The sequence below is a fragment of the Salmonella sp. SAL04157 genome (genome assembly GCF_046551635.1).
Classification (GTDB): Bacteria; Pseudomonadota; Gammaproteobacteria; order Enterobacterales; family Enterobacteriaceae; genus Salmonella; species Salmonella enterica.
On record NZ_JBGDVS010000004.1, the window covers coordinates 39983 to 52342 of the forward strand.

The 12360-nt window shown below is 52.6% G+C and carries 10 protein-coding genes; 5 read left to right on the forward strand and 5 right to left on the reverse strand.

Annotation, left to right across the window (positions count from 1 at the left end; all coding sequences use genetic code 11):
* Window positions 1-20 precede the first annotated feature (20 nt).
* Entirely contained in the window at window positions 21-1322 is a 1302-nt protein-coding gene (locus ACLJRE_RS10035; RefSeq protein WP_000017175.1) for an MFS transporter, read from the reverse strand.
* Between the two features lie 246 nt (window positions 1323-1568).
* Here ACLJRE_RS10035 and ACLJRE_RS10040 point away from each other — a divergent pair, with 246 nt between their 5' ends.
* Both ACLJRE_RS10040 and ACLJRE_RS10045 read left to right on the forward strand, forming a co-directional pair.
* The gene (locus tag ACLJRE_RS10040) at window positions 1569-1955 is read left to right on the forward strand and encodes a DUF3461 family protein (protein WP_000272193.1); all 387 of its coding nucleotides are present in this window, start codon (window positions 1569-1571) and stop codon (window positions 1953-1955) included.
* A 185-nt stretch (window positions 1956-2140) separates the two neighbouring features.
* Window positions 2141-5110 (forward strand): putative mucin/carbohydrate-binding domain-containing protein, encoded by a 2970-nt coding sequence (locus ACLJRE_RS10045; RefSeq protein ID WP_023212424.1) that lies wholly within the window; start codon window positions 2141-2143, stop codon window positions 5108-5110.
* Window positions 5111-5231: 121 nt separating this feature from the next.
* On the opposite strand, the gene cdaR is transcribed toward ACLJRE_RS10045, so the two are convergent.
* The 3 genes from cdaR to dgt form a co-directional block, all read right to left on the reverse strand.
* Entirely contained in the window at window positions 5232-6389 is a 1158-nt protein-coding gene (cdaR, locus tag ACLJRE_RS10050) for a DNA-binding transcriptional regulator CdaR (protein WP_000929420.1), read from the reverse strand.
* Between the two features lie 152 nt (window positions 6390-6541).
* On the reverse strand, window positions 6542-7969 hold the full coding sequence (gene degP, locus ACLJRE_RS10055; protein WP_023212425.1) for a serine endoprotease DegP: 1428 nt from the start codon (window positions 7967-7969) through the stop codon (window positions 6542-6544).
* 129 nt (window positions 7970-8098) lie between these two features.
* Window positions 8099-9616, reverse strand: coding sequence for a dGTPase (gene dgt / locus ACLJRE_RS10060; RefSeq protein ID WP_023212427.1), 1518 nt, complete (start codon window positions 9614-9616; stop codon window positions 8099-8101).
* Between the two features lie 84 nt (window positions 9617-9700).
* On the opposite strand from dgt, the gene mtnN reads away from it, so the two are divergent.
* The 3 genes from mtnN to ACLJRE_RS10075 are packed head-to-tail and all read left to right on the forward strand — an operon-like array spanning window position 9701 to window position 11852.
* The gene (mtnN, locus tag ACLJRE_RS10065; RefSeq protein ID WP_000689861.1) at window positions 9701-10399 is read left to right on the forward strand and encodes a 5'-methylthioadenosine/S-adenosylhomocysteine nucleosidase; all 699 of its coding nucleotides are present in this window, start codon (window positions 9701-9703) and stop codon (window positions 10397-10399) included.
* The gene (gene btuF / locus ACLJRE_RS10070) at window positions 10392-11192 is read left to right on the forward strand and encodes a vitamin B12 ABC transporter substrate-binding protein BtuF (RefSeq protein ID WP_001118847.1); all 801 of its coding nucleotides are present in this window, start codon (window positions 10392-10394) and stop codon (window positions 11190-11192) included. The genes mtnN and btuF overlap by 8 nt, the downstream gene beginning before the upstream one ends.
* Before the next feature lie 36 nt (window positions 11193-11228).
* Window positions 11229-11852 (forward strand): TRIC cation channel family protein, encoded by a 624-nt coding sequence (locus ACLJRE_RS10075; RefSeq protein WP_000964234.1) that lies wholly within the window; start codon window positions 11229-11231, stop codon window positions 11850-11852.
* A gap of 100 nt (window positions 11853-11952) precedes the next feature.
* Here ACLJRE_RS10075 and erpA read toward each other — a convergent pair whose 3' ends face one another.
* On the reverse strand, window positions 11953-12297 hold the full coding sequence (gene erpA, locus ACLJRE_RS10080) for an iron-sulfur cluster insertion protein ErpA (protein WP_001278668.1): 345 nt from the start codon (window positions 12295-12297) through the stop codon (window positions 11953-11955).
* Window positions 12298-12360: the final 63 nt, after the last annotated feature.

A 12360-nucleotide genomic window follows, 5' to 3' on the forward strand; every position in this document is an offset into this window, starting at 1 on the left:
GGCGACAGCCCCCCTTTGCATTACGGCGAATGCGGTAACACGGTTTCCGGCGCAATCTTTGCCGCAAATGCCGAAGCCAACGCAGTCAAAACGACATAACCGGCAACCAAAGTCCAACTGTTATCATAGACTGCGCTTAACGCTTTAGCGATAAACGGCGTGAATCCCCCTGCCACAACCGCCCCCAACTGAGCGCCAATTGATGAACCGCTGTAGCGTACAGGCGGATGAAACAGTCCGGCGAAAAAAGAAGGTTGCACGGCATTCAGTGAATTATGACCAATGTTAATAAGCAGAACGTAGCCCATTGTCATCAGTATGAGCGAACGGCTTTCCAGCAGCCAGAAAAAGGGAAAAGCCATTGCCGCGACAAAAAGCGCGCCGAAAATATACACCTGACGGCAGCCACGCCGATCCGACATGATGCCAAATAGCACGTGCATGGGATACGCCAGCAGACAGGTGAACATTACAATGTACAGAATAGTCAGGCTGGCAATCCCAAGCTGCGTCGTCGCCCAGGAAACCGCGAAGACGGTGGCAAGAAAAAAGGGAACGCTTTCCGCAAAACGTAGAATTATAATCAGCAAAATGCTGCGCCATTGTTCTCGTACCACTTTGACCACCGGCCTTTCTTCTTTTTGCTGCATATGCTTAATGGCCTGCTGCTTTTTAAACGCACGGAAGACAGGCGTCTCATCCAGACGATGACGCATATATAATCCAGGCAGCACCAAAAGCGCACTGAGCAGAAAAGGAATACGCCATCCCCACAATAACAACGCATCCTTCGGTAATTGGGTCACGACTATAAATGCGCCTGTCGCCAATAATTGTCCCGTGAGTCCTCCTGTTTGCGATAGCGCGCTTAACCGCCCCCGGTGCTTTCCAGCAGCATATTCCACGACCATTAACATGGCGCCTCCCCATTCGCCTCCAACCATAAATCCCTGCAGAAAACGCAGAATAACCAGTAAGGCAGGCGCCAGCGCGCCAATACTGGCGTAAGAAGGCAGGCAACCGATGAGAAACGTGACCGCGCCCATCCCCCCTAACGTGATTAATAACGTGTTTTTACGCCCAAGCGTATCTCCCCTGTTGCCAAAAAATAGCGCGCCCAGCGGCCGGGAAATAAATCCCACGCCGAAACTGGCAAAAGAAGATAACGTTGCAGTCAATGGGCTGGCGCCAGGGAAAAAAAGCGGGCCAAATACCAGCGCGCTTGCCAGGCCGTATAATAGAAAATCATAATATTCAATGGAGTTTCCTATCCAGGCGGAAATCACCACCCGGCGAATAGTAGCATTATACGTTCCGGACATAGACTCCGCCTCTCAAGGTTATCGACCACTACCTCCGGTCAATTTTCCACACTGACCTCAAACGCTTTCTCTATAAACGGAATATCGCGTTGAATTACTTAAACTATCAATAACCACCGCCCTTTTACTCATGACGTTGCCGAGACGTCTTCTGCGATCAACCGCGCTTTTTTTGTATCCATTGGTGGCGAAAAACCAACTTTTCGTTAATTATTCAAAAGTTATAGTGTGATGAAGGATACCGCTATGTATGACAATCTAAAAAGTCTGGGCATTACCAATCCTGAGGAAATCGATCGTTACAGCCTGCGGCAAGAAGCCAATAACGATATCCTGAAAATCTATTTTCAAAAGGATAGAGGTGAATTCTTTGCTAAAAGCGTGAAGTTTAAGTATCCACGCCAGCGTAAAACGGTGGTGGCCGATGGCATCGGTCAGGGTTATAAAGAAGTACAGGAGATTAGCCCTAACCTACGCTATGTGATTGACGAGCTGGACCAAATCTGCCAGCGCGACCGCTCAGAACTCGATCTCAAACGTAAGATCCTCGACGACTTGCGCCACCTGGAAAGCGTCGTCGCGAATAAGATCAGTGAAATCGAAGCCGATCTGGACAAGCTTACCCGCAAATAAAAAAGCTGCCGGGGCTTCATTTCGGGCCCCTCTCACTCTGCTGCTCCCTCTCATCCGCCTCACGGCTACCACCATTTTTCATCACTATGCCTCACAGCGGCTCAATACATATCATTTCGTTATCCTGCTGTATTTATTAATAAAAATAAAAAGCTATGTTCATCCTCCCTATTTATGGAGGTTATATGACTCAGGAAATCACGCTAACATGTTATTCGCTGCCTGCGGCCCCCGGACTGGATAACATCAAATTTGAAAAGGGGCGCGAGCACGACCGCCAGGCGCTGGGATTTATTCTGCCAGCGAATACGCAGCTGCAAATCCGCCAGCCAAATAACAACGCCGGTAACGCCAGACTCCGTCTGCTGTGCAATGACTCAGCGTGTGAGAAATCGCTTACGCTGAACGGCAACTGGCAAACGATCAGCACAACGGTCGATTCCGTTCCCTTTATTGATACCCTCTTTTTTGCGCAGGGCGGCGAGTTTTCGGTGATCTACCGACAGCCAACCAGCAATAAAAATTTGCCACACTGGCGTAAGGGGCAATCCGAAGACACTTTTTTCCAGACCTGGGAAGAACAGGCGTCGCCTTTTGCCCTACTGGAACTGGACCGCGTGCGTTTTCTGCTGCCCTGGGCGGATCGCGCTAATGTCATCAACGCCGGTATCACCGCGCTGGATGCGTACTATACGCGAGTGATCGACGCCTATAATGACTGGACTGGTCTCAGCGATAGCCCTGCTTCGCCGCTTAATCAAAATGTCGCTAACCGCTATTTTATTAAAGCGGATAAACACGGCGTCGGCGCGGCTTATTATCTCCCCTGGTGGTGCGCGCAAACGGCAGCAACATTAAGCCAGGGGTGGATCGATAATGTCGCCACGCAGTGGACGATTCTGCATGAAATCGGTCACGGCTATCAGGGCGTCTTTATGAATGACGTCGACCTGCCAGTCGGTGAGGTGTGGAACAACATTTACGCCGCGTTTTTCCAGCAGCTTAACCTGAACCAGGGGAACCATCTTTATACCGACGGCTGGCTCTATGATTACGGGCGACAGTCTGAGCAGGAGTTGCAATTCATTACCTATCTGCGGAATCGCACGCCGATTAGCGCCTGGGGCGTCCGACCCCGTCTGCAATTTCTGATGCTGATGTTATTTAAAGGCGGAACAGAAGCCTTCCGGGTGTTTAACCAGAACTACCGCGCGCTGGGTGCTGGCGAAAACTTTTTGCCCTGCGAGCATCGCCTGACCGATCTGCTGGCGGACGCCATCGCCACAGCCTCAGGTTATGACGTCGCGCCGTTTATTCAGCTGTGCGGCTTACCGGTCGATGCGTTCACCCGCGAGCAGATCGCCGCACAGGCGGTAAAACCCGTCTGGCCGCTTTACGATCTGCTGCCGGAGCGCGAATGGGAAAGCGCGCGCCAGCAGTTGGGACTGGACTCTTTTGTCTGGCTGGTTGAAAACGCCGAGCTGGCGGCGCTGAACAAAACGGGAACGCTCACGCTAACGCTTAATATCGATCAGCCGGAGCAACTTTATGGACGCGCCTTAACGCTACACGACAACGCCGGCAACACGTATACATTGCCCGTCAACGACAGTACGCTCACGTTAACTCCCCTGCCCATTGGCATTTACCATCTCACCCTGCCCAAAGGGCGATCGCAGAAATACCGCCCAGACACGGACTATGTGGTTATCCGCGAAGGGGAAAACGCGCTTACCGTTAATTTCACCGCCTTGCAGGACAGCGCCGCGCATAATGAGCAGTTGATTTTCCTCGGCTACGGCGACATGCCCTTCGCCCGTTTAGCCGTGGATCATGAGGCCAGACAATTAGTTCTGGACATCACGAAAGCCACGCCGCACAGCTACTTCGCGAATACCTTATACGCCAGCATAACGGTGTTAACCGCCAGCGGCGAAAAGGTTTTTGAACGTAAGATGAACGGAACAAACTGCGCCACCGGAAAAATTGTGGTGCCGTTTAGCGACCACTACCATCTTTATCTTTATCATGCCGAGCCTGGCCGCCTGAAAGCCTCGCCGGGCTATCTGACATTGGTCTCGTCGACGAAATATCAGTTACTGCGTCTTGATAGCGAAGGGCTTTATCATTTTTCGCTCAACAACGATCCTGCCGCAGATCTCCAGGCTATGTTTATCCATCGCGCAGATGCTATCCGCGCCTGCCCTTCATTGATGGCGCAACCTTATGCCGCTTGCAAAAACGATCTCTGGCTGATGCTCTCCCACATTGAAGAGCCGACCCGTAGCGCGTTAATGCGCGACAGCGTTGATGTGCTGCCGACGGATAACAGCGAGCCGGGCGAAGGCATCGGTAAAGGCGTGACGTTGCAGTTACGCGGACAAGGCGACAGAACGTTTTGCCAGCTTGCTTACGATAATCGGCAACAGCGCATGACAATAGAAACACTGGCCGGGCAGCCTCATCCCTACTATACCGCGACATACAGCACGCTCACGGTGAAGGAGGAGTCCGGCGAGGTTATCTATAGCCGTCATTATGATGGCATCACCCACTATTCAGCCGATAGCGATACGGTTGTTTTGCAAGCGGGAATGTACATTGAGCTCTTCCATGACGAACCTTACCGTTGCAGCGCCATCAATGAAACGACCGGGCAAAACGTCACGCTGAAAAAACACAACCGCTGGCGCGTGGTGGGCGATGGGCTGGAGGTCGACTCACCGGAACAAACGGAAGAGAAAAATACCTCCGATGCTGCCGCATTATATGGCGATAAATTCAGCTGGCAGCTTATTGGCAAGGAAGAAAATGGTTTTGCCAGTATGGAAATAGACATCCGTGCGCAACAATTTATCTTTACCGCATACCCAATTGTGCCGCATAGCGACTTCGCAACGGAATATGCGGCAGTGACGATTTATAATACGCGCGGTACGGTGGTTTACCGTCAGTCGATAAAAGGTTCAGTGCAGCTTGGCGGCTATACTGACGTCTGCGGGCTGGATGAGGATTATACGATTGAGGTCTTTCATGCCGAGGGCGCAGATCAGTCGGTTATCCGCAACCCGCTCAATGGCGAAAGCTGGCCGCAGCCGCAACACGTGATCTGGCAGGTCACGGCGCGGGGATTGCAGCGCCTGACCACGAATTAACCCCACCCCATCACAGCGTCTTCGGGCGCTGTGAGATTACGTTGTCGGATGACGGCTTTGCCTAATCCGGCCTACCTCTTCGCCCAATCTCCCTGCTCTGGTCAGCGAAGCGCTGCCGGACTTAACGCTGTTCATCCAGCTGTAGCGCCACATACAGCAACAGCCGATCGTCAAAATTTCCCAAATCCAGCCCGGTCAGTTCCGAAATACGATTTAGCCGATATTCCAGCGTGTTACGATGAATAAACAGTGCCTTAGAGGTCGCCAGCGGCTGGACATTATGGCGAAACCACGCCGTCAGCGTCCGACGTAATAATCCGTTGTTATCCATCGCTTTGAGTTTTACCAGCGGGCGCGCCAGCTCATTGGCCTGCCAGCCGCCACGCAGGCTATCTAACAGAACCGGCAGCATCAAATCCTGATAAAAATAGCTGCGGCTTTCTGGCATCCGCTGTTTGCCGACCATCATCGTGGTGCGCGCCGTGCGGTATGAGCGTGCAATACTGCCCGGCCCGGTAAAGTAATTGCCCAGCGCCACGCGAAAACGTAGCTGACCATTCTCTTTCATTCGCGAGATAAGCTGCTCTACGCGCTTACGATGATCTTCAGCATCCCAACGACCAAACGAGTTTAAAGCGGGTTTGAGCACCACCATCTCGGTGAGAGACACAATGGCTATCAGGTTGTTACGCTCCGGCGTGGTAAGCGCATTCTGCAACTGCTGAAGTTCCGCCATTGCGCTATCGACGCCAAGCTGGCCGCTATCGACTTCCACCACCGCCGCCACACGTGGCTGGTTCAAATCGATCCCCAAACGCTGCGCCCATTCCACCAGCGCCGGCGTATTTTCTTCGGCCTGAATCAGGTTCATCACCAGCTCTTCGCGCAAACGGCTATCCTGCGCCAAAAGGTGCATTAACCGCGACTGCTCCAGCATCATTTCGGCAGTCATACACACCAGTTCGCCATATTTACGCAGATGCTCTGGTTCGCCGGTGAGGCCGATCACGCCGACAATTTCGCCCTCAAGGCGTAAGGGAAGATTAATCCCCTGACGCACCCCGTGCAGGTGTCGCGCCACGGCGTCGTCGATATCCACAACCCGGCCCTGCGACAGCACTAACAGCGCGCCTTCGTGCAATTCACCAATACGTTCCCGATCGCCGCTGCCGATAATGCGCCCGCGGGCATCCATTACGTTGATATTGGTATCGATGATGCGCATAGTGCGCGCCACGATATCCTGCGCCATTTTGGTATCAAGATGCCAGCCAGCCATAAATCCCTCCTGTGAGCAGAGCACAAGCATAAGGAAGATGACAAGTCTCGACATTGTGCAAATGCACAAAACAGTGCAAAGAAGTATGGAGTTGTGGGGGGTTTCACAGAAAAGTGTTGCCCCCTTCCATGGCGGAAGGGGGACAAAGGTGATTACTGCATCAGTAAATAAATAGAACTATCACCACGCTGAATATTCAGCGCCAGCACCGACGGCTTGCTGTCGAGAATCTTACGCAGCTCGGCGATATTTTTCACCGGCTGCTGGTTAGCGCCGATAATGACATCGCCTTTTTTGAGGCCAATTTGCGCGGCGGGTGAATTCGCTTTCACGCTGCTCACCACAACGCCTTTATCCTGGCCTTTATTGCTCATTTCAGCGCCTTCAATCCCGCTGAAGATGGTGCTGGAATCAACCTGACTCTGGCTGCTCTGCTGCAGTTCCAGATTAACCGTAATCGCTTTACCTTCACGCAGCAGACCGAGGCTGATTTTGCTGCCGACCGGCATAGTACCGACCTGAGCGCGCAGCGCCGCAAAGCTGCTGATCGGTTTACCGTTCAGCGAGGTAATGACATCCCCGGCTTTGATACCCGCTTTCGCCGCGGACGAATTCGGCATCACCTGGCTGACGAACGCGCCACGCTGGGCGTCGACTTTCATCGCTTTCGCCAATTCGGAATTCAGCTCAGTCCCCATGATCCCCAGTTCGCCGCGTTTCACCTGGCCGTATTCCACCATCTGCGACGTCAGGTTTTTCACCATGTTACTGGGGATAGCGAAGCCGATACCGATGTTGCCGCCGTCCGGCGCCAGAATCGCGGTGTTAATACCGATCAGCTCACCGTTCAGGTTCACCAGCGCGCCGCCGGAGTTACCGCGGTTAATCGCGGCGTCGGTCTGAATAAAGTTCTCGTAATTTTCTACGTTCAGGCCGCTACGCCCCAGCGCCGAAACGATACCTGACGTCACCGTTTCGCCCAGACCAAACGGGTTACCAATAGCGACGGTATAATCCCCCACGCGCAGCGCGTCGGAGTCCGCCAGCTTAATCGCCGTCAGGTTCTTCGGATTCTGAATTTGAATCAGCGCGATATCAGAACGTGGATCTTTGCCCACCACTTTAGCATCGAATTTACGTCCATCGCTAAGCTGTACTTTAATCACGCTGGCGTTATCAACCACGTGGTTGTTGGTAACGACGTAGCCCTTCGCGGCGTCAATAATTACGCCGGAGCCCAGCGCCATGAATTTCTGTTGTTGACCGCCGTTGCCGCCGTTACCGCCGCCCTGGCAGAACGGAGAATTCTGGAACGGAGAACCGCCCTGGCAGAACGGGGAGTCATCGCCAAAGAACTGCTGGAAATTACGCGGCATACGCGGCGTATTCACCGTGGTGCTACCTTCTACATTAATACTGACCACCGATGGCATCACTTTTTCGAGCATCGGTGCCAGGCTTGGCATCTGCTGGGCAGTCATTGCTGAAGAGGACGTTTCAGCCGCCGTGGCAGACAGAGGCGACAATGCCAAACCTAAACTCAGAGCCAGTGCACTCATTGCTAATGTGGTTTTTTTCATGTGTTTCAATCTCGATTAACAGGTAACGCAAAATTGCTGTGTACGTCAGATTCATTTTATAACGCGAAGTTCCGGAACAAAGTTTCTGGAAAAAGTAAAAATTTATTGTCCATCTTTACAAAAGTCCATTTACTGTTCGACCGCCATCAAACGCCGATATTCATCCCATGCGTAAAGGTCAGTCATCCCGCTGATATAATCCTGAATCAACCGACAGCGATAATAATATTCCAGTACCGGGTACTCCGCCGAATCCGTAGGTAATTTACTGACGACTTCCACGTAGGCCAAACGATGGCGCGTAGAAAGTTTCTGAAATAAGCGCGATTCTATGGGGAAGCGTTTCAACCGTTCTTTTTCCACCAGCTCGCGAAAGTCGTTAAGCGACAAACTTAATAGCGGCTGATAGATATCTAATAACCCGCTGATCACCCGGTATCCCTGTAGTTCAAGCTGTTCTACATCCGGATGGCTAAACACATGTTCAACCGCCACATTCTTATAGAGTTCAAGCAGGCGGCTAAAACCGCTGGCATCTTCCAGCAACGCCTGATTGAAGGTACCGGCAAAAATCTGCGGCAAATTATCAATAAAACGCTGAGCGGCATAGGGCACCAGTTTATTTAATGTATTTACCCGTAAATACATAAAAAACTGATCTTCGGTACTGCGGCTTAATGTATTGGCGCGTGATTTTTCCCACGCATTTCCTACCACCAGCTCAAACAGCGAATCCTTCTCATGGTGGCCCCACGCGTGATATAAATGGTGGTAAAGCTGCTCAACGCTAAAGATTCTTTTCTCTACCGCGTCTTCAAGATCGGCAACACAATAAGAAATATCATCTGCGGCTTCCATAATCCACGTTAATGGAAAGCGACTGTAAGGCGCTAACTGCAGTTCTTTACGTAACCTCTCAATATACTTCTCTTCAGAAAGATAATAGCCCGGTTTCTTCATTAAATAGCGATGGGAATCCGGCACCGGCCCTCGCCACCATGCCGGACGGGTATATTTTAAAATTCCGCCAACCTGCGCCCAGGTAAGATTCATCCGCATGAGCGTATGTACCAGACGAATTCCCTGTGCATTGCCTTCAAAATGGCAGATATCCTGACGTACCTTGCGGCGAATATCGTTCAGATTTTCTTCGCCTTCCTGTAACCGTAGCGAGGAAACCACACAGCGATCATGCGTGAGCGGCTGACTTTCCGCATCTTCCGGATGCAGCCGCTGACGAAACCAGTCATTGATCGCCGCCTCGCCAAAATGACCGAACGGCGGATTACCGATGTCGTGCATCAGGCAGGCCATTTCCACAATACTTTCAAAGGGACCGGTCAGCGCATCCAGACCGTACTCCTCCAGTCGGTTTTGCTCTTTCAGGCGGCTTAAAATCTCTTTCGCGATATAACGCCCCACCTGCTGCACCTCCATCGAATGCGTCAGGCGAGTACGTACTGCGGCATTGCGCTCCAGCGGGAAAACCTGCGTTTTTTGCTGCAAACGGCGTATAGCCGGAGAGTTGATAATCCGCCCGCGATCGCTTTCAAAAATCCGCAGGATCTCATGTTCCGTCTTTACGCCCTGCGGTGAACGATAACGACGATGCCAGTTAATTTTATTTCGGAAATCGATCGATGCCATATTCTCTCCCCGCCTGAGAAATGCGCTTCCCCATAAGCGCATGATAAACTATGCCCTCAAAACTGACTTATCGCGAGTAAATCTATGAAAATCGGCATCATTGGCGCAATGGAAGAAGAAGTTACGCTGCTGCGTGACAAAATTAACAACCGTCAGACGATTACGCTGGGCGGCTGCGAAATTTACACCGGCCAGTTGAACGGCACCGAAGTGGCGTTGCTGAAATCTGGTATCGGTAAAGTCGCGGCGGCGCTGGGCGCAACGTTGCTTCTGGAGCACTGCAAACCGGACGTGATCATCAATACCGGTTCCGCAGGCGGTCTGGCGTCCACGCTGAAGGTCGGCGATATCGTCGTCTCTGACGAAGCGCGTTACCACGACGCTGATGTGACCGCTTTCGGCTATGAATACGGGCAATTACCGGGCTGTCCGGCCGGATTTAAGGCCGATGATAAACTGATCGCCGCCGCAGAATCCTGCATCAGAGAGCTGAATCTGAACGCGGTACGCGGCCTTATTGTTAGCGGCGACGCGTTTATTAACGGCTCCGTCGGGCTGGCAAAAATTCGGCATAACTTCCCCGACGCGGTCGCCGTAGAGATGGAAGCCACCGCTATCGCACACGTCTGCTATAACTTCAACGTGCCGTTCGTGGTGGTACGCGCTATTTCTGACGTGGCCGATCAGCAATCGCACCTCAGCTTTGACGAATTCCTCGCGGTGGCGGCGAAACAGTCGACTCTGATGGTCGAGACGCTGGTACAGAAACTGGCGCATGGCTAAGCAAATGTTCAGGGCGCTGGTCGCCCTGCTGCTTACGCTCCCGGTGTGGCTTTACGCTACGCCGCGCGTCATTACCCTCTCTCCCGCCAATACGGAGCTCGCTTTTGCCGCCGGGATTACGCCCGTTGGCGTCAGCAGCTATTCCGACTACCCGCCCGAAGCGCAAAAAATAGAACAGGTCTCTACCTGGCAGGGAATGAATCTGGAACGCATTGTGGCGCTGAAGCCGGATCTGGTCGTCGCCTGGCGCGGCGGTAATGCGGAACGCCAGGTAAACCAACTGACGTCATTAGGTATTAAGGTCATGTGGGTGGACGCGGTAACCATCGAACAGATCGCCGACACGCTCCGTCAACTGGCCGCCTGGAGCCCGCAGCCGGAAAAGGCTCAGCAGGCAGCGCAGACATTGCTAAACGAGTACGCCGCGCTCAACGCCGAGTATGCCGGTAAAGCTAAAAAGCGCGTCTTTCTTCAGTTTGGCATGAATCCTCTGTTTACCAGTGGTAAAGGGTCTATTCAACATCAGGTTTTGACGACCTGCGGCGGAGAAAACGTCTTTGCTGACAGCCGCGTGCCGTGGCCGCAAGTCAGCCGTGAGCAGGTGCTGGCAAGGCATCCCCAGGCTATTATCGTGGCCGGAAAAGCGGGCGAAATTCTCAAAATTGAACAATACTGGGGAAACCTGCTAAAAATTCCGGTTATTCCGCTTAACAGCGACTGGTTTGAACGCGCAAGCCCGCGTATTATCCTCGCCGCAAAACAACTCTGTAATGCGCTTTCACAGGTGAATTAGAGCCTGTCTTACCAGGCTCCCAGTGGGGATTCGACAATGCTCGTCTATTGGCTGGATATTGTAGGCACGGCTGTATTTGCTATCTCTGGCGTGTTGCTGGCCGGGAAATTACGTATGGACCCGTTCGGCGTCCTGGTGCTCGGCGTCGTTACTGCCGTCGGCGGCGGGACAATCCGCGATATGGCGCTGGATAACGGCCCGGTATTCTGGGTTAAAGATCCTACCGATTTGGTCGTCGCCATGGTCACCAGTATGCTGACCATCCTGCTGGTTCGCCAGCCAAGACGTCTGCCGAAATGGATGTTGCCGGTACTGGATGCGGTCGGGCTGGCGGTGTTTGTCGGCATTGGGGTGAATAAAGCCTTCCTCGCTGAAACGGGGCCATTAGTGGCAGTCTGTATGGGCGTGATTACCGGCGTCGGCGGCGGGATTATTCGCGATGTTCTGGCACGCGAGATTCCCATGATCCTACGCACCGAAATCTATGCCACGGCCTGTATTATCGGCGGGATTGTTCACGCCACCGCGTTTTATACGTTTTCAGTACCGCTGGAAAGCGCCAGCATGATGGGTATGGTCGTCACGCTGTTCATTCGGCTGGCGGCCATTCGCTGGCATTTGAAATTGCCGACGTTTGCACTGGATGAAAACGGACGTTGATATTGTTTTGCCCGATGGCGCTACGCTTATCGGGCCTACAGGAAAGATGTTGTAGGCCGGATAAGACGCTCGCGTCGCCATCCGGCACAACGAACAGCAATCAAATGCTGAAGGAAGAGCCACACCCGCAGGTACTTTTCGCATTCGGGTTGGTTACAATGAAGCGGGAACCTTCCAGACCTTCGGTATAATCCACCGAACCACCCACCAGATACTGCAAACTCATCGGGTCAACCACCAGGCCAACGCCCTGTTTTTCGATGGTCATATCCCCTTCGTTCACCTGATCGTCAAAGGTAAAACCATACTGGAAGCCGCTGCAACCACCGCCGGTGATATACACGCGCAGTTTCAGATTCGGGTTATCTTCGTCAGCGATAAGACTTTTTACTTTATTCGCTGCTGCGTCGGTAAACTGCAGCGGCAGCGCTACGTCATCACTCATATTTTGCTCCAAACGACATCGGTAATTGGATAAATTTTCACCCAATATTGGCAGTCATTATCT